Source organism: Streptomyces sp. TN58 (assembly GCF_001941845.1).
In the GTDB taxonomy this organism is placed as follows: Bacteria; Actinomycetota; Actinomycetes; order Streptomycetales; family Streptomycetaceae; genus Streptomyces.
The window spans coordinates 6,850,752-6,868,386 of sequence record NZ_CP018870.1; the positions used below are offsets into that span (position 1 = coordinate 6,850,752).

The 17,635-nt window shown below is 75.3% G+C and carries 12 protein-coding genes; 10 read left to right on the forward strand and 2 right to left on the reverse strand.

Features of this window, described 5'->3' with window-relative positions; genetic code table 11:
* Window positions 1-138 precede the first annotated feature (138 nt).
* Genes BSL84_RS31015 through BSL84_RS31055 form a run of 9 tightly spaced genes read left to right on the forward strand, consistent with a single transcriptional unit; the run spans window position 139 to window position 14,866 of the window.
* The gene (locus BSL84_RS31015) at window positions 139-2,415 is read left to right on the forward strand and encodes a TOMM precursor leader peptide-binding protein (protein WP_075971715.1); all 2,277 of its coding nucleotides are present in this window, start codon (window positions 139-141) and stop codon (window positions 2,413-2,415) included.
* Window positions 2,402-4,426 carry a TOMM precursor leader peptide-binding protein gene (locus BSL84_RS31020; RefSeq protein WP_079273368.1) on the forward strand — a complete coding sequence of 675 codons (2,025 nt, stop codon included), beginning with the start codon at window positions 2,402-2,404 and terminating at the stop codon, window positions 4,424-4,426. The genes BSL84_RS31015 and BSL84_RS31020 overlap by 14 nt, the downstream gene beginning before the upstream one ends.
* Before the next feature lie 41 nt (window positions 4,427-4,467).
* A complete protein-coding gene (locus BSL84_RS31025; RefSeq protein WP_075971716.1) occupies window positions 4,468-6,051 on the forward strand; it encodes a SagB family peptide dehydrogenase in 1,584 nt (527 codons plus the stop codon).
* On the forward strand, window positions 6,048-8,882 hold the full coding sequence (locus tag BSL84_RS31030) for a lantibiotic dehydratase (protein WP_234363574.1): 2,835 nt from the start codon (window positions 6,048-6,050) through the stop codon (window positions 8,880-8,882). Before BSL84_RS31025 ends, BSL84_RS31030 begins: the two co-directional genes overlap by 4 nt.
* Window positions 8,879-10,009 (forward strand): lantibiotic dehydratase C-terminal domain-containing protein, encoded by a 1,131-nt coding sequence (locus tag BSL84_RS31035; protein ID WP_075972330.1) that lies wholly within the window; start codon window positions 8,879-8,881, stop codon window positions 10,007-10,009. The genes BSL84_RS31030 and BSL84_RS31035 overlap by 4 nt, the downstream gene beginning before the upstream one ends.
* Complete coding sequence (locus BSL84_RS31040) at window positions 10,006-11,106, forward strand: metalloprotease (protein WP_075971717.1); 1,101 nt, start codon at window positions 10,006-10,008, stop codon at window positions 11,104-11,106. The genes BSL84_RS31035 and BSL84_RS31040 overlap by 4 nt, the downstream gene beginning before the upstream one ends.
* A gap of 54 nt (window positions 11,107-11,160) precedes the next feature.
* Window positions 11,161-12,177: an ABC transporter ATP-binding protein gene (locus BSL84_RS31045; protein WP_075971718.1), complete on the forward strand. Its 1,017-nt coding sequence runs from the start codon at window positions 11,161-11,163 to the stop codon at window positions 12,175-12,177.
* Window positions 12,174-12,929, forward strand: coding sequence for an ABC transporter permease (locus BSL84_RS31050; RefSeq protein WP_030033732.1), 756 nt, complete (start codon window positions 12,174-12,176; stop codon window positions 12,927-12,929). The genes BSL84_RS31045 and BSL84_RS31050 overlap by 4 nt, the downstream gene beginning before the upstream one ends.
* Window positions 12,926-14,866 (forward strand): TOMM precursor leader peptide-binding protein, encoded by a 1,941-nt coding sequence (locus tag BSL84_RS31055; protein WP_045322261.1) that lies wholly within the window; start codon window positions 12,926-12,928, stop codon window positions 14,864-14,866. Before BSL84_RS31050 ends, BSL84_RS31055 begins: the two co-directional genes overlap by 4 nt.
* A gap of 78 nt (window positions 14,867-14,944) precedes the next feature.
* On the opposite strand, the gene BSL84_RS31060 is transcribed toward BSL84_RS31055, so the two are convergent.
* Window positions 14,945-15,118, reverse strand: coding sequence for a thiazolylpeptide-type bacteriocin (locus BSL84_RS31060; RefSeq protein ID WP_007268044.1), 174 nt, complete (start codon window positions 15,116-15,118; stop codon window positions 14,945-14,947).
* A gap of 173 nt (window positions 15,119-15,291) precedes the next feature.
* Between BSL84_RS31060 and BSL84_RS31065 the strand changes: the two genes are divergently transcribed.
* A complete protein-coding gene (locus BSL84_RS31065; protein WP_075971719.1) occupies window positions 15,292-16,551 on the forward strand; it encodes an amidohydrolase in 1,260 nt (419 codons plus the stop codon).
* An 85-nt stretch (window positions 16,552-16,636) separates the two neighbouring features.
* On the opposite strand, the gene BSL84_RS31070 is transcribed toward BSL84_RS31065, so the two are convergent.
* Complete coding sequence (locus BSL84_RS31070) at window positions 16,637-17,629, reverse strand: hypothetical protein (protein WP_051873485.1); 993 nt, start codon at window positions 17,627-17,629, stop codon at window positions 16,637-16,639.
* Between the last annotated feature and the right edge of the window lie 6 nt (window positions 17,630-17,635).

Consider the following 17,635-nt stretch of genomic DNA (forward strand, 5'->3'; position numbering starts at 1 on the left):
CGTCCCGCACCCGTCGCCGTCCCGCACCCGTCTCCGTCCCGCCGCACGCCTCCCTGCTGTCGGCTCCCTCCCGTCCAGGCTCCCTCCCGTCCAGGCTCCCTCCCCGATCCCGCCCAGACCGCACCCAGGGGTGTTCCCATGGCCCACGCCAGCTACGAAGCCGTCGCCGAGACCCGTCCCCGGATCCGCCGCGACGTGCTGTTCACCGAGACGCCCGACGGCGTGCTGTTCCACAACGCGGACGGGGGCTTCCGCCTCACGGCCACGTCCGCCTACCGCTTCGCGACGCTGATCGTCCCCCACCTCACCGGCGAGCACTCCGTCGCCGACCTGTGCCGGGGCCTCGGCGAAGCGCAGCAGACGATGGTCGGCGAACTCGTCCGGACCCTGTACGAACGGGATTTCGCCCGGCCCGTCACCACCCCCGCCGGACCCGGGGCCGGCCAGGCGGCGCCCGATCCGGACGTGGCCCGCCGGTACGCCCCGCAGATCGCCTACGCCGACCACTACTCCGACGACGCCGAGGCACGCTTCCTGCGCTTCCGCCACACCCGGGTGGCCGTCCTGGGCGACGACGACATCGCCCGCTGGTGCGCGGCGAGCCTGATACGCAACGGCTGCGCGGTCGTCGGCGTGTCACCGGCCCTGGCCGCGCCGGCCCCCGCCGCGCCCGCCTCCGGTACTCCCGCCCTGGACGCCGAGGTGGCCGAGGCCGTCGCCGACGGCTGCCCGGTCGAGCTCCGCACCCTGCCGGCGGCCCCGGGAGGGGAACCCGCCTGGCCCGAACTCTCCGGCTACGACCTCGTGGTCGTCACCGGCGGCCGCACCGCACCCGCCCGCCTCCTGCCGCTGCTGCGCGCCGGCATCCCGGCCGGCCGCACGCTGCTCCCGGCCTGGACCTACGGCGCCGACGCCGTCATCGGACCGCTCATGACCTCCGGCACCCCCGGCTGCTGGGCCTGCGCCGCGCTCCGGCTCGGCGCCGCCGCCGGCCGTGACGGCGCCACCGCGGCCGCCGCCGACCTGTGGAGCACCCTGGCCCTGCCCGGCGGGCCCGCCGCGGCCGGCCCGGAGCCGGGGCGTCCACTGGCCGCCATGATCGGCAACCTCCTGGGCTACGAGGTCTTCCGCACCACCTCCGGGGCCCTGCCCGCCGAGACCGCCGGCCAGCTGATCGTGCAGGACATGGCCTCCCTCGACGTCACGGCCGAGCCGCTCCACGCCCACCCGCGCTGCCCCTTCTGCGCCCCGGACGCCGAGGCCGCCCGACGGCCCGTGACGCCGGTGGACCTCGCCGAAGCGGGTACCGTCGCGGCCGCCGCCCTGCCCACCCTGGAGACGGCACGCGAAGCGGACGCCCTGGTGGAGGAGCTGAACCGGCGCTCGGCGCTGGTCCGCCCATACGCCGGCGTCTTCACACGCTACGCCGACGAGCCGCTGACCCAGATCCCCCTCAAGCTGAGCGCGGTCGAGTTCGGCACCGGCCCCGCGGGCCCCCGGACGGTCACGGCCTTCGACGTCCACCATGTCGCCGGGGCCCGGATGCGGGCGCTGGACGCCGCCGCGGTGGTCTACGCCGAACACGTGGTGCCCGCCCACGGCGTCGCCGCCAGGGGTGGGGGCGCGGTGCCGGAGGACTCGCTGACCGTCGCCTCCGGGCTGCCCGGCACGGCCGCCGCCTGGCAGCAGGCCGTCTCCCTCGTCACGAAGGAGCCCGCGCTCGTGCCCGCCGGCGCGGTCCGCCCCTTCGGCCCCCACAACGCCGACCGACTCTTCGAACGTACCCGCGCCGGCGCCGGGGCCGGACCCTCGCCCGCCGACGCGGCCGCCGCGGGCCTGCTGTCCGCCCTGGCCCACGACGCCCTGCTGCGGGCCGTCCGCGGCTGCGCCGCAGCACCGGTACCGCTGCCCACCGGCACCGGCACCGGCACCGGCACCGGCGCCGAACTCGTCTTCCTCGTACGGTCGGCCGATCGCCTGGGGCTCCCCGTCGAACTCCTCGACCTCGGCGAGGCGGCGCACTCCGGCGTCCAGGTGCTGCTGGCCCGGGCCGGGGAGCGCTGGGCCGTGGGCGCGGCCCTGGACCGGCGGACCGCGGCGGTGGCCGCGCTGCGGGACCTGCTGGGCGCCGTCCAGTACGAGCGGGACGACGCTGCCCCCGGCGGGCCCGCCGACACCGGTGACCCGCTCCTGGCCGACCTCGACGCCCGTACGCTCACGACCGAACCCGGCGCCCGGCCCCAGGGCCCCGCCCGGGCCGCCGCCGACTGGTCGGAGGTGCTGGGCCGGCTGCGCGCGGCGGGCCGCGACGCCTACGCCGTCCCCACCGGGGCACCGGACCTCGCCTCGGCCGGACTCCACACCGCCAGAGTGCTGCTGACCACCGCCCAGGAGCCGGGCGATGACGACAACTGACCCCCTGACCACAACCGACCGCCCGACGACAGCTGATCCCCTGGCGGGTCCGCCTACGGCCGCCGGTCCGCTGACCGCCTGCGACCCCGGCCTCTCCCACACCCTCGGCCCCGAGGCCGCGGCCCGCTTCGCCGCCCGGCTGGACCGTGTCCTCGCCGCGCTGGGCGGGCCCCCGGCCACGCTCACCCCCCTCGGTGCCGGCGACGCCTTCATCCGGCCCGCCCCCGCCGAGACCCCCGCCGGCAGCCGGGCCGGCGCCGTGCCCGTGCACCTGTACGGGCACCAGGCGGTCGTCGGGCCGCCCGGCGGCTGCGCCCGCTGCCTGGAACGCCGCTGGCAGGCCGTTCGGTCCGTCGCGCTCCGCGACGCCCTCGAACTCGGCGGCGGCACCCGGCCCGCCGGGGACTGGCCGTACGCGCACCCCTTCGCCGCCGACGCGCTGGCCGCCCTGATGACGGCCGCCCGGGAACCACGCCCCGGCGCCCCCGGGCCCGGCGGCGTCTTCCCCGACGTCCGCCTCCTGGACCTGCGGACCGGCCTCGTACGCCGGTACCCGCTGGTCCCCGACCCGGAGTGCCCGGGCTGCGCCACCCCGTACGAGGACACCGCCGACGCGGCCGTGCCCGAACTGCCGCCCGCGCCGAAACACCGGCCCGGCGTGTTCCGTACCCGGCCCGTCGAGTCGTACGGCATCGACGTGGCGGCCTTCGCGAACCCGCTGTGCGGGGCACTGGGGCCCTCCCTCGTCCAGGACGTCTCGTCGACCTCCACCTCCGCCACCATCGGCTGCTTCTCCATGCGCTCGGGCGCGTACCTGCGCGAGACGTTCTGGGGCGGCCACACCGACTCCTTCGCGCGCAGCGCCCACGTCGGGGTCCTGGAAGGCCTGGAGCGCTACGCCGGGATGCGGGCGCGCGCCCGGACCACGAGCGTCACCGGCTCCCTGACGCGGTTCGGCGCCGACGCCGTCGACCCGCGGGAGACCGGCCTCTACAGCGATGCCTTCCACCGGGACAACCCGCGCGTACGCCCCTTCGACCCCGACCGGGAGATCGCCTGGGTGTGGGGCTGGTCGCTGCGCGACCGGGTGCCCCGCCTGGTCCCGGAGATCCTGACGTACTACCACGCCCCGGGCCTTGAGAACCGGTTCGTGCAGGAGAGCTCCAACGGCTGCGCCTCCGGCGGCAGCTTCGCCGAGGCCGCCTACTTCGGCCTGATGGAGGTCGTCGAACGCGACGCGTTCCTGCTCACCTGGTACGGGCGCCAGCCGCTGCCCGAGATCGACCCGGCGAGCAGTTCCCGGCCCTCGACCCGGGCGATGGTCGACCGGCTGGCGATGTACGGCTACCGGGCCCGGTTCTTCGACACCCGCATCACCTTCCCCGTCCCCGTCGTGACGGCGGTCGCCGAACGGTTCGACGGCGGTCCCGGCCGGATGTGCTTCGGCGCCGGCGCCGGCCTCGACCCCGAGTCCGCCCTGGCCTCGGCCCTGTGCGAGATCGCCACGGACGCCGTCAACCTGCCCGGGCGCACCGAGCGGGACGAGACCCGGCTGCGCGCCATGGCGGCCGACTTCGACCTGGTCACGGCGCTGCACGACCATCCGCTCGTCTACGGGATCCCGGAGATGGGCGGGCACGCGGACTTCCTGCTGCGCGGTCCCGGCCCCGGCCGCGGGCGCCCGCGGACCGTCGCCGAGCTGGCGTGGCCCGACGCGTGGGGCGCCCCCGCCTCGGACGACGTGCGCACCGACCTGGAGCGGTGCGTGGCGGCCGTCGCGGCCGAGGGCTTCGACGTCGTGGTCGTCGACCAGACGATGCCGGAGCAGCGGGCCCTGGGGCTGCACACGGTGAGCGTGCTCGTCCCGGGTCTGCTCCCCATCGACTTCGGGTGGTCCCGGCAGCGGGCGCTCGGCATGCCGCGGATGCGGACCGGGCTGTTCGCCGCCGGTCTGCGCGAGCGCCCGCTGGAGCCCGGCGACCTCAATCCGGCACCCCACCCCTTCCCCTGACCGGCCACCGCCGGTGTCCGCCCCCCAACGCAGGAGGACCCATGGGCCACGCCCATGTCTACGCCCACGAGATCATGCACCGTGGCAGGGTGCCGATGGAGCCCGTCGACTTCGTCCCCGACTGGGCCGACCGGCCCCGCAAGGCCAAGTTCCACCCGGACGCCGAGACGTTCCCGCTGCCTCCCTCGCCGGCCGGGCCCCCGCGCACCGCGCCGGGACGGTCCGCGCCCGGCTTCACCCTGTCGCTGCTGTCCGGGATGCTCAGGGACTCGTACGGGCTGACCGGCCGGCGCCTCGCGGTCCAGGCCAACACCGACCTGGCTGCCCTGCCGCACTACACGCACGCCAACTGGTCGCGCGGCACGGCCTCGGGCGGCGGCCTGTACCCGGTGGCCGTCCACTGGGCCGCCGGTCCGGGCGGACCGCTGACCCCCGGCCTCTACCACTACGCACCGCACCAGCACGGGCTGCGCCGGCTCCTGGCGGGTGACGTCACGGGCGACGTCCGGGAGGCCGTCGGCGCGGGGGCGGGCGACGCCGGGCAGGCGGCGCAGTACCTCGTCCTCAGCGTCAAGTACTGGCAGAACGCCTTCAAGTACAACAGCTTCTCCTTCCACGCCGTCAGCATGGACGTGGGCGCCCTCGTACAGACCTGGCGGCTGTGGGCGGCGCGGTACGGGCTGCGGATCGACCCGCTGCTGTGGTTCGACGAGGAGAGGCTGGCCCGGCTGCTGGGCGTGGAAGCCGAGGAGGAGGGCGTCTTCGCCGTCGTCCCGCTGGCCTGGCAGGGTGCGCCGGCGCCCGCCGAAGGCGGCGCGACGGGCGCCACCGCGCGCCATCGGGACGTCGAACGCTCCCGCCGCGTCATCGAGTTCGACGCCCTGCGCCGCATCCACCGGGCGACGGCCGGGCGGGCCGCCGACCGCCCGGCGCCGGAAGCCCTGGACGCGGCCGCCGCCCACCCGCCGCGTGGCGCCGATCCCCTGCCGCTGCCCGTTCCCCCGGAACCGCCGGCCGGCACCGGCCGCGCCCTGCGCGAGCGCCGCAGCAGCTTCGGCCGCTTCGACGCCTCCCGCCCGGTCACGGCCGGCGAGCTCGCCGCCGCGCTGGCCGACTGCGCGGCCACCCGGTTCGGGACCGAGGCGGAGCACCCCGCCGGTCCGTCCCTGACCTCGCTGTACGCCTTCGTCAACCACGTCGAGGGCGTCGCCCCGGGCGCGTACGCCTACGACCCCGCCGCCCACACCCTGCGCCTGGTCAAGCCGGGACCGCCCGGCTCCTTCCTCCAGCGCAACTACTTCCTCTCCAACTACAACCTGGAGCAGGCCGGCGCCGTGCTCGTCCCCACGGTCCGCACCACCGCCGTACTGGACGGCGTCGGCGACCGCGGCTACCGGCTCGTGGGAGGCGCCGTCGGCGCCGTCGCCCAGACCTTCTACACCACGGCCGCGGCCTTCGGACTGGGCGCCGGAGTGGCCCTCGGCTTCGACAACATCTCCTACATCGAGGAGCTGGGGCTGACCGGCACCGACGAGGCACCCCTGCTGATCATGCTGCTCGGCCGTGAACGCCCCCGGCCGGCCGAATTCCGCCACGAGATCGCCTGTGGGGGAGAGGGACGATGAACACCACCGAGTGGCACGCGGGCGACCGCTTCATGCTGCGCGTCGCAGGCCTCGCCCTGTCCGAGGTCCGCGCCCTGCGCGCCGACGGCACCCGCGGCTGGGCCGAGGAGGTCCTCGACGCCGAGGCCGGCCTGCGCCAGGGCGTCCGGCGGCTGGAGGACGTACTCCACGCCGCCGTCGGCGCCACCGACCAGGCGCCGGACGGCCCCGGCGCGGCCCGCCGCCGCGCACTGCTGCGGCTGCGCCGCCAGATCCACAACGACCGGCTGCCGGCGCGGCCCGACGCCTCGACCGAGACCGCCGTGGAGGCCGTCGCCACCGTCGACGAATGCGCCGCCGAGCAGCTCGCCGGCTGGCTGCACCGGCGCCGCCTGCTGGACAAACTCCTGGCGGAGGGCCCCTCGCTGCTCACCGCCGACCTGGCGCGCAACCGGGCCGTGCTGCGCGAGCTGGTCGCCGGCGAGCGCCTGCGCAGCGGCCTCCTGCTCGCCTCGCCGGTACTCGAACGGCAGCTCGACGCCTACGTCCGCGCCGAGGGGGCGGAGAACGGGCGGACCCGCAAGGCGGAGAGGTCCCTCCTGTCGTACGTGTACCGCACGGCCTGCAAGACGAGCCCGTTCAGCACCCTCACCGCCGTGGCCACCGGACGCTTCACGGACGCCGCCGACGCCGCGGCCCCCGACACCCAAGCCCTGGGCGCGGTGCGGGTGGACGACGAGTGGCGCAGCCACGTACGGCTCAACGTCGTGGTCCTGGCCCGGCTCGCCGAGCTGATCCTGGCCGACCCCGTGCGCCGCCGGGACCTGCCCCTGCGCCTCGCCTCCGGCTGGGGCCACGAGGACGACCGGATCCGCTACGTACGGCGCTCGGTGACGGCGGGCGACGACGCGGCCGCGGTCACCTTCGACGCCGTCCGGGACCGGCTGTTCTTCCTGCGCCGCAGCGGCACCCTCGACCGGCTCCTCGCCCTGTTCGCCGAGCGCCCCGAGCTCCGCCACCGGGAACTGACCGACTGGCTCGCGGCCGAGCACGCCGCCGGCCCCGAGGAGTGCGAGGCGTACGTATCGGCCCTCCTCCAGCTCGGCATGGTCCGCGTGCCCCTGCTCGACACCGAGGTGCACAGCCACGACCCGCTGCGCTCCTTCCAACGGGCGCTGACCTCGCTGGAGCGCCCCTGGGCCGACCGGTTGGCAGACCTGCTCGAAGCGCCCGCCGCCGCCCTGGCCGACTACCCGGCCGCCGGGTACGCGGAGCGGGCCGGCCTGCTGCGCGCGCTGCGCGGCGGACTGCACCGCGCCCAGGAGGAGCTGGGCGCCCCGGACGCGGGCCTGCCGCACACTCTGCTGTACGAGGACGTCAGCGCCGGCCGCGACCTGCCCTGCCCGCCGCGCGACTGGACCGCGCTGCGGTCGGTCGAGCGGATCCTGCCCGCCTTCGACCTCACCATGGCCCAGCGCATCACCTTCGAGGGGTTCTTCACCGCTCGGTACGGGGCCGGGGGCCGCTGCGAGGACATCCTCGGGCTGGTGCACGACTTCCACGAGGACTTCTTCGACCAGTACCTGTCGTTCACCGCACGGCGCAGGCCCTTCGACGAGCACGGCGAGTACGTCGCGGAGGAGAACTGGCTGGGACTGCCGGGCATCCGCGCCCTGGACGCGGCCCGCCGCACGTTCGTCGCCCGGATGCGGCACGCGTGGGCGGCCTACGAGGCCGAGCACGGCCCCGACGGGACGGCCCCCTTGCGCCTCGGCGAAGCGGACCTGGCCGCGGTGGCGGACGAACTCGCCTCGGTCACCCCGCTGTTCGCGCCACGCTGCCACCACCTCCAGCTGGGCCTCGACCCCGCCGACGGCACCCCGCTGACCGTCCTGAACCGCTCGTACGGCGGGCTGTCCTTCCCCTTCAGCCGCTTCACCCACGCGTACGACGGGGACGGCGCGGACCTCTCCGACGCCCTGCGGGACACGGCGGAGCGGATCACCCCGTCCGGAGCGGTCCTCGCCGAGGTCACCGGCGGCCCCGTCACCACCAACCTCAACCTGCACGGCCGGCTGACCGGACACGAGATCGTCTGCCCCGGCGAGAGCGGCACCCTCCCGCCGGAGCACCGGCTGCACCTCGACGACCTGTACGCCGAGCACGTGCCGGCGACCGGTCGGGTGGTGCTGCGCTCGCGCCGGCTGGGCCGCGAGGTGATCCCCGTCTACCTCGGCTACCTGGTGCCGCTCGCGCTGCCCGCGATACCGCGCACGCTCCTGCTGCTGTCCCCGTCGTCGATGTCACCGCTCGACGTGTGGGCGGGCGTACCGGAAGGCGCCGCGCGCGACAGCGTGACCACCCGGCCCCGGGTGGTCCACGGCGACGTCGTGCTGAGCCGCCGCAGCTGGACCACCACCGCCGGCGAGCTGCCCGTACAGGGAGTGCGGGAAGCCGGGCACTTCCTCGACTGGCAGCGCTGGCGGCGCCGCCACGGCCTGCCCGAGCAGGCCTTCGCGACCGTGTCGGCCGGCCCCTCGGCCGCCGGGGCCAAGCCGCAGTACGTGGACTTCGCGAGCCCCCTCTCACTCGGAGTCTTCGAGACGCTGCTGCGCGACCCGGCCCACCGGGTCGTCTTCCGCGAGGTGCTCCCCGGCCCCGAAGGGCTGCACGTGCACTCGGGGCGCGGCGCGCACGTCGCCGAACTCGCCGTGGAGACCTTCACCACGACGCCCCGGGAGGCGGCGGCCCCAGCGGGCGCGGCAGACGCAACAGACGCACCGGACACGACAGACCAGGCAGACCAGGCAGACCAGGCAGAGCTGGAAGGCGGCACGCGATGGCCGAGATGACCCCGTCCCCCACCGGCGCGCGCGCAGACGTCCGCGCCGACGCCCGCGCCGACACCCGCGGCGCCTGGCAGGCCCTGCACATCTTCTACGCCGCCAACCCCCAACCCCTGCTGGTGCAGTGCGTCCGGCCGCTGATCGCCGGGCTGACCGCCGACGGACTCCTCGCAGGCCACTTCTTCATCAACTACTGGCTGGAGGGCCCGCACGTGCGGCTGCGGCTGCGTCCCGCCACGCCGGAAGCGGAAACCGAGGTACGGCGCCGCTCCGAGGAAGCCGTCGCCGCCTTCCTCAAGGCTCGCCCGGCCCTCTACGAGGTCGATTCCGGATTCCTCAACGAGTTCTACAACACGCTGTTCGACATCGAGTTCCCCGAAGGCGACCGGGGCGCCTTCACGGGCCCCGACGGCCGGATGAACCTGCGGCCGAACAATTCGTACGCGCGCGAGCCGTACGAGCCCGAATACGGAAAGTACGGCGGCCCCGCCGGAGTCGAACTCGCCGAATGGCATTTCGCCCGCTCCAGCGACCTGGTCATCGACGCGCTGCACCGCATGAACCTGCACCTGCGCACCGTCCTGCTGGGCACCTCCGCCCAGCTGATGATGGTCATGGCCGGTGTCTTCCTGCCGGACCGGGACGAACTCGCCGGATATCTCGACCGGTACTACGAGTTCTGGCACCAGGCCTTTCCCGGCACCGGATTCATCGGTTCCGAGGAGTACGACCTGACCTACGGCCAGACCGCATCCGGGCTCGGACGACGCTTCGCGGCCGTGCGCGGCGCACTCGCCTCCGGCAAGAGCGCCCGGCTCCCCGCGTTCCTCGCCGGATGGGCGGACCACTGCCACGAGCTGCGCGCACGCGCCGAAGCGCTCGCCGTCGCCGGCGACCTGGTCTTCCGCTCCTGGGACGGCACCCGCGACGAACGCGTGACGGACCCCGCCGAGGCCCTGCCGCTGCTGCTCTCGCCGTACATGCACATGACCAACAACCGGCTGCACGTGACCATCCGCGACGAGGCGTACCTCGCACACCTGCTCGGCCGGGTGCTGCGCGAGGGCGCGGGCGACGGCGAGGCCGAGCGCGCGGGCGAGCGCGAGGCCGGCGCTACGGCGGCCGCGACATGAGCGGGCTGCTGCACCACAGGCCCGCCCTGCGGCCGGACGTCCTGCTCTCCCCGCCCCTGCTCGACGGGCCGGCCACCGTCCACCTGGTCAAGGACCCGGTGTCCGGGGCCTCCTTCGAGATCGGCCCCAAGGAGCACTTCCTCGTCTCACGGCTGGACGGCACCCGCAGCCTCGCCGAGATCGGCACCGAATACGGCCGTACCTTCGGACGCCGTCTCGGCGAGGGCAACTGGCAGCAGCTCCTCGCCCTCCTCGGCAGCCGGAGGCTGCTCGCCGGCGGCCCGCCGCCGTCCCCACCCGCCCCGCCCGGCGGCACGCTCCGGGGCGGTCTGCTGCGCGGCACCCTGCGCCTGGTCGCGGACGCCGACGCCACGACGGCCCGCCTGCACCGCGCGCTGCGCCCGCTCCTGCACCCGGCGGTGCTGGGCGCGCTGCTGCTCGGCTGCCTCGCCATGGAGGCCGCCCTCGCCGCGTCCCTGAGGGAACTCCTGACCGCCTTCGGGTGGTTGCTGCGCCACCCCGTGCCGCTGCTGGCCGTGGCGACCCTGATGTGGCTGAGCACCGCCCTGCACGAGTTCGCGCACGGCGTCGCCGCCCGGCACGTCGGCGGGACCGTCGGGGAGATCGGGCTGCGCTGGCGGCTGCCCGTCGCCGTCATGTACTGCACCGTCGACAACTACCGCTTCCTCAGACGGCGCCGGCACCAGCTGGCGGTCGCCTCCGCGGGGGCCTTCGCCAACCTGCTGTTCCTGCTGCCGTTCGCCGCCTGGTGGGCGGCCATGCCCCCGGGCGGCGACCCCACCCGGCGGACGCTCGCCGCGCTGCTGCTCGTCGGCAGCGCCCAGGCGCTCGTCAACCTGGTCCCCCTGCCCCCGCTGGACGGCTACACGATGCTCGGCCACGGCCTGCGCGTCACCCGCCTGGCGCCCGCAAGCTCCGGCTACCTCCGGCTGCGTATGCGCGACCGGACGGCCGCCGCCGCATACCCGCCGCGCGCCCGCCGGCTCTACCTCGGATACGCCGTCGGCTCCGCCGTCCTCGTCCTGCTGCTGGCGGCCGGCCTCACGGGAGCCGTCTGGCACGCCGCCACCGCCTGAACCACCCGACAGCCCTGCCACCCCGTACGACAGACACAGAGGGACGCACCACCCATGACCACAGACAGCACCCAGCCGCCCGACTCCCCGGCCGTCACCGTCCAGGACGTCCACAAACGCTACGGCGACCGCCGGGCGGTCGACGGGGTCTCCCTCGACGTGCGCCGCGGCGAGTTCTTCGGGCTGCTCGGCCCCAACGGAGCGGGCAAGACCACCCTCATCGAGATCATGGAGGGGCTGCGGCAGGCCGACGGCGGCACGGTCACCGTCCTCGGCCAGAGCCCCTGGCCCCGCAACACCGCACTGCTGCCCAGGATGGGCGTACAGACCCAGGCCTCGGCCTTCTTCGTACGGCAGAGCGCGCGCGAGCACCTCGCCACCGTCGCCGGCCTGTACCGCAGCGACCCGGCCGCCGCGGACCGCACACTGGAGAGCGTCGGGCTCACCGAGCAGCGCGACGTCCCCGTGGAGAACCTCTCCGGCGGCCAGCGCCAGCGCCTGGCCATCGCCTCCGCGCTCGTCCACGACCCGGAACTGATCTTCCTGGACGAACCGACGGCCGCCCTGGACCCGCAGGCCCGGCGCGATCTGTGGGAGGTGCTGCGCGCCCTGAAGAGCCAGGGCCGCACCATCGTCTACACCACCCACCACCTCGACGAGGCAGAGGCCCTGTGCGACCGCGTCGCCATCCTCGTCGGCGGCCGCATCGCCGCCCTCGACTCGCCGCACCGGCTGGTCACCGCGGCCGGCGCGCCCTCACGCCTGCTGCTGCCCGCCGGCCGGCTCGGCGTCGAGGAGGCCGCCGCACTGCCCGGCGTCGACCGCGCCGTCCTCCAGGGCGGCTCCCTCGTCCTGGAGACCGCCACGCCCGGCAGGGTGCTCCAGGCCGTGGACACCCTCACCGGGCTGGACGGGGTCATGACCCGCACGGCCACGCTGGAGGACGTCTACCTCGAACTCACCGGCGCCGCCGCACGCACGGACGCCGCGCACACCGCCGCCGCGCACACCGACGCCGCCCCCATCGGCCCGCAGGCCGGCCCCCACACCACGACGGAGCACCAGGCATGAGCGCGTACACGGCCCTGACCGCAGCCGGCTACCGGGCGCAGGTCCGGGACAAGGCCACCCTCTTCTTCACCTTCGCCTTCCCCCTGCTCTTCCTCGTCGTCTTCGGCCTGATCTTCAGCGGGCAGGACGTCGAGGAGACCGGCCGCCCCTACATCTCCTACATCGCGCCGGGGGTGATGTCCTGGGGCGTCGCCAACGCGGCCGTCTTCGGCATCGCCTTCACCCTGATGCAGTGGCGCCGCGACGACCTGCTGAGGCTGATCCGGCTCACGCCGACCCCGCTGACGACCGTGCTCGCCTCCCGGTACGTCCTGGCCCTCGCCGTGGGTGTGGTGCAGGCGGCCGTGTTCATCGCGGTGGCCATGATCCCCGGCTTCGGCCTCGTCCTGGACGGACGCTGGCCGCTCGTACTGCCCGCCCTGGTCCTCGGCATCACGGCCTTCCTCGCCATCGGCGTGATCGTCGGCACCTACGCGGACACCCCGGAGGCCGTCGCCGCCATCGCCAACTGCCTCATGGTGCCGATGGCGTTCGTGTCCGGCTCGTTCCTGCCGCTCGACATGATGCCGTCGTGGCTGCAGTCGGTCTCCCGCGTCCTGCCGCTGCGCTACCTCAACGACGCCGCGACCGGTGCGCTCACCGGCAGCGGATCCCTCGCCGCCATCGGCACCGGCTGCGCGGCACTGCTCGGCTTCGCCCTCCTCTTCGGCGCGATCGGCCTCAAGACCTTCCGCTGGAGCAACCGGACATGACCACGACCACCGCGGCACGCCCCCTCGCCCCCGACGGCACCCCCCTCGAAGCCGCCCGGCGCGCCCTCGCCCGCACGCTGGAACCGCTCGGCGCCGTCGTGGTGACCCTGGGCGTCCACGACGCCCTGGGGCCGCGCACCGCCGACCCGTTCGCCGCCGTCCGCCCGGCCGCCGGCGTCCACCTCAGCGCCCGGGAGGTCCTGGTCGGCCCGTGGGGCGGCGACGGCAGCGCACCGGCCTGCGGCCAGTGCCTGGCCATGCGCCGCCAGCGGCTGCGCAGCCGCAGCGAGCGCGACGCGCTGGAGACGGGCAGCCGGCCGGGCACCCCCACCGGGCCCGAATGGCCGCGGCTGTCCCCGTACGCGCACGACGCGGTGTACGCGCTGCACCAGGCCGTCCACGGCGGCCGGGCCACCGCACCCGCCGGGCCGGCCGCCGACCGGGCCCTGCCCCAGGTGTCCCGGCTGGACCTGGAGACGCTGCGGATCCGCACCCACCCGCTGCTCGCCGACCCTCTGTGCCCGGACTGCGGCCCCCGCGGAACCGACACGCCGCGGCCCTTCACCCCCGCGTCCAGGCCCAAGCCCCACCCCGGCGCGCAGCGGCTGCGCCCCGCCTCGTCCTACCCGATGCCGTACGCGGCCCTCGCCAACCCGGTGACCGGCGTGCTCGGCGCCGGCACCTGGCAGAACACCACCTCACCGACCACCGCGCCCGTCGCCGGGAGCGTCTTCATGCGCGGCTACGCCGGACTGACGGACGTCACCTGGAGCGGACAGGCCAACAGCTTCACCGCCAGCCGTGACCTCGCCCACCTCGAAGGGCTGGAACGCTACGCCGGCACCCACCGCCGCACCGGGAACACGCTGCTCACCGCCTCGTACGCGGAGCTGGGCGAGCGGGCGCTGGACCCGGCCGAGTGCGGCTTCTACCCGCCCGAGACCTACCGCGACGACCCGCTCGTGTCCCCTTTCGACCCCGAACGCCCCATCCCGTGGGTGTACGGGCACTCGCTGCGCGACGACCGCCCCCTCCTGGTCCCGGCCCGGCTGGTGCACTACAGCGCCGGCGTCGCCGCGGACAACTTCGTCTTCGAGTGCTCCAACGGCTGCGCCGTCGGCAGCTGCCCGGAGGAGGCGCTGCTCGGCGCGCTGCTCGAACTCGTCGAGCGGGACGCGTTCCTGCTCGCCTGGTACGGGGGGCTGCGGCTCACCGAGATCGACCTGGCGAGCGTCCCGGGGACCGCGGTGCGCACGATGGCCGACCGGGCGGCCCTCCAGGGCTACGACGTGCACGCCTTCGACAACCGCGTCGACCTGCCGGTACCGGTGGTGACCGGGCTCGCGGTGCGGCGCGACGGCGGACCGGGGCTGTACTCCTTCGGAGCGGGCGCCGCCCTCGACCCTGCGGACGCGGTGGAGGCCGCCCTGTCGGAAGTGCTCACCTACATCCCGCACCTGCCGCGGCAGGTCGAAGAGCGTCGGGGCGAACTGGAGGCGATGGCAGCCGACTTCGGCAAGGTGCTCCACCTGAAGGACCACGCACAGCTGTACGGGCTGCCGGCGATGGAGGAACACGTCCGGCCCTACCGCGAGCCCGTGGCCGTACGGCCGATGGACGAGGTCTACCGGTCCTGGACGGGCCGCGGGCGGCCGCGCACCGGCGACCTCCGGGACGACCTGCTGTACGTCGTCGACGAGCTGGTGCGCGCCGGACACGACGTCATCGCCGTCGACCAGACCACCCCCGAGCAGCGGCGGATCGGCCTGCACACGGTCTGCGCGGTGGTGCCGGGACTGCTGCCCATCGACTTCGGCTGGTCCCGGCAGCGCGCACCGCACCTGCCGCGGCTACGCAGCGCGCCACGCAGGGCGGGACTGCGGACGGCCGACCTCACCGGCGCCGAGATCCGCCGGGTCCCGCACCCCTTCCCGTAGGAGCGGCCCCGAACGGGCGGATGCCCCGGCCCCGCACGCGCGGGGACCGGGGCATCCTGGCGTCCGCGGCCCGACGGGTCAGGCGGAGCAGGAGGTGGTGCTGGTGGTCGACGAACACGTCGAGGTGGAGCTGCAGCTCGTGGAACCGGCGAGTACGACCTCGCTGGCGTCCGAGTAGTCGGAGATCTCGAAGGTCTCGGACTCCAGCTCCAGGATCTCGTCCGCGAGCGAGGCGAGGGGCGACTTCTCCATGGTGACTCCTTCTGAACGGTCGGGTGAGGGGACGGCACCGGGCAGCGCCGCGCCTGCCCCCATCAGAGCCGGTGCCGCCGTCACCCGACCCCCCGTACCTCTGACACTCCGCTGACACGAGGTGTCAGCGCCCTGCCGCGGCCACCCCCCGACGGTCGGCCGATGATGGGCCCATGACCGGCCACACACCCCAACCGCTCGCCCGACTCGGCGCGCACCTGAACGACCTGACGGCCTTCTACCTGGAACTGCACCGCGACCCCGAGCTGTCGGGAGCGGAACGGCGTACGGCGGACCGCTTCGCCGGGCGGCTGGAGTCGGCGGGGTACGCGACCATCCGGGGCATCGGCGGACACGGCGTCGCCGGCGTGCTCCGCAACGGGGAGGGGCCCACCGTGCTGCTGCGGGCCGAACTCGACGCGCTGCCGCTGCGGGAGACGACCGGGCTGCCGTACGCCGCCGACGGAGAGGCGGCGCACGCCTGCGGGCACGATCTGCACCTGGCCGCGGCGGCCGGCGCGGCCGACCTGCTGGCGCGGGCGCCGCAGGCCTGGCGCGGCACCCTCGTGGTGGTCGGACAGCCGGCCGAGGAGACGCTGGAGGGCGCCAGGGCGATGCTGGCCGACGGCCTCTACCGGCGGTTCGGGCGCCCCGACGACGTCCTGGCCCAGCACGCGGCTCCGCTGCCGGCCGGGATGGTCGCGCACGCGTACGGGCCCGTGACGGCGGGCAGCGCCACCTTCCGCGTGGTGGTGCACGGCAGGGGCGGCCACGCGGGCGCTCCGCACCTCGCCGTCGACCCGGTGGTGGCGGCCGCGCACGTGGTGACGGGGCTCCAGAGGGTGGTGGCGCGAGAGACCGCCCCGGCGGACCAGGTGGCGGTGACCGTCGGCTCCTTCCACGCGGGGGAGCGGGCGAACGTCATCCCCGACCGCGCCGAACTGGGCATCACCGTACGGGCGGTGAGCGAGGCCTCGCTGGCCCGGGCGGCCGCGGCCGTGGAACGGATCGTGCGGGCCGAGTGCGCCGCCGCGGCCTGCCCCCGCGAGCCGGAGATCGACCGGCTCTCCGCCTCCCCCGTCACCCACCCGGATCCGGGGCTGACGGCGGCCGTACGGCAGGCGCACACGGCCGAGTTCGGGGCGGATCGGGTGGCGATGTGGCCGCCCTCGCTGGCCACGGAGGACTTCGCACTGTTCGGCGACGCGGGAACGGACGTGCACGCAGAGCGCGGCATCCGGCTCGGCTACTGGATGGTGGGCACCGTCGGTCCGGCCGCCTGGTCCCGCGCCCCGGGCGCGACGGCGGCGGAGAAGATGGCGGCCCTGCCGGCCAACCACGCCCCGGACTTCGCTCCGGACGCCCGCACCGCCCTGCCGGCCGCCGTGCGCGCCCTGACCGCCGCGTCCCTGGCCCGCCTGGGCTCCCCCTGACGCGCGCACGCCCCGTACGGTCGGACCGAAGGGGCCGGCCTTCGCGTACCGGCCCCTGCGCCACACGCGGAGCGGCAGGCGGTGGTCAGCGGCCGGAGCTGCTGCCGGCCGACTTCACCGCGGCGCCGTTGCGGCCCCGGATCGGGTCGAGGGTGGCGAGGTGCTGGGCGATGAGAGCCCTCTGGAGCTTGGACTCCTCCTTGAACCACACGTCGACCAGCCCGGTCTGCGCCTTGCAGTCGACCTCGGCGACGGCGACGGCGATCTCCTCCGGCGAGGGACGGCCCGGCACGTGGGGCACCCGGTCCGCCGCGTCGAACGGGGTCGCGAGGCCCTTGTGCCCCTTGCCGTCCATGCACTGTGACCACTCGGCCAGGGCCTTCGTGACGGCAGGCAGCTTCATCGACTCGGTGAAGGAGTTGCCGTTGAGCTCGGAGACGAACGTCAGGTCGTCCTGCGAGGGCTTCGCGATCTGCCCGGCCGCCCAGTTCGCGCAGCCGCCCTCGTGGAGCTTCTTGCCGTTGTACGCCTCGCGGGCGCGCTCGGGGCTCTGCTGCGGCGCGTCCTTCGCGGTGGCGGCGGCCGGCAGCTTCCGGCCCGTCAGGACCTCGAACTCCACCGGCTCCAGCTCCGGCACCTTCTGGCGCACCGGCTCGGCGGCCTCGTCGGGCAGCCCGTACCCGTGGGCGGCCGCCGCCTCCCGGTCGGTGAGGCCGTAACGCCGCTCCATGTTCGCGTCGTTGTCGCTGGGCGGCGGGTTCGTCCCCTCCACCGGCAGCCGGACCGGCAGGCCGTAGTCGGCCATGCACCGCTCCTGGAGCTGCCGCACGGCCCCGTCGAGGAGGACGGCCTCCTCGAAGGTCTGCATGTAGGCCTCAAGCGGGAGGGTCAGCCCGCGGGCCAGACCGCGCTCCGGGGTGGCCTTGGGCCACTTGGCCCGGTCGACCAGGGGCCGGTCCCCGGCCACCGGCGCAGCCGGTGTGGCGGAGGGGGTTCCGCCGCCGGCGCAGGCGGTCAGCAGGCTGGTGGCCGCGACCACCACGATCGCGGCGGCGGATGCGCGCTGGTTGAACTTCACGGTCTC

What these genes read in the sequence shown, in the direction of transcription:
- BSL84_RS31025 (WP_075971716.1), top strand. Translation starts at nt 4,468, where the DNA reads ATGGGCCACGCCCATGTCTACGCCCACGAGATCATGCACCGTGGCAGG.
- BSL84_RS31055 (WP_045322261.1), top strand. Translation starts at nt 12,926, where the DNA reads ATGACCACGACCACCGCGGCACGCCCCCTCGCCCCCGACGGCACCCCC.
- BSL84_RS31050 (WP_030033732.1), top strand. Translation starts at nt 12,174, where the DNA reads ATGAGCGCGTACACGGCCCTGACCGCAGCCGGCTACCGGGCGCAGGTC.
- BSL84_RS31045 (WP_075971718.1), top strand. Translation starts at nt 11,161, where the DNA reads ATGACCACAGACAGCACCCAGCCGCCCGACTCCCCGGCCGTCACCGTC.
- BSL84_RS31040 (WP_075971717.1), top strand. Translation starts at nt 10,006, where the DNA reads ATGAGCGGGCTGCTGCACCACAGGCCCGCCCTGCGGCCGGACGTCCTG.
- BSL84_RS31035 (WP_075972330.1), top strand. Translation starts at nt 8,879, where the DNA reads ATGACCCCGTCCCCCACCGGCGCGCGCGCAGACGTCCGCGCCGACGCC.
- BSL84_RS31065 (WP_075971719.1), top strand. Translation starts at nt 15,292, where the DNA reads ATGACCGGCCACACACCCCAACCGCTCGCCCGACTCGGCGCGCACCTG.
- BSL84_RS31060 (WP_007268044.1), bottom strand. Translation starts at nt 15,118, where the DNA reads ATGGAGAAGTCGCCCCTCGCCTCGCTCGCGGACGAGATCCTGGAGCTG.
- BSL84_RS31020 (WP_079273368.1), top strand. Translation starts at nt 2,402, where the DNA reads ATGACGACAACTGACCCCCTGACCACAACCGACCGCCCGACGACAGCT.
- BSL84_RS31015 (WP_075971715.1), top strand. Translation starts at nt 139, where the DNA reads ATGGCCCACGCCAGCTACGAAGCCGTCGCCGAGACCCGTCCCCGGATC.
- BSL84_RS31030 (WP_234363574.1), top strand. Translation starts at nt 6,048, where the DNA reads ATGAACACCACCGAGTGGCACGCGGGCGACCGCTTCATGCTGCGCGTC.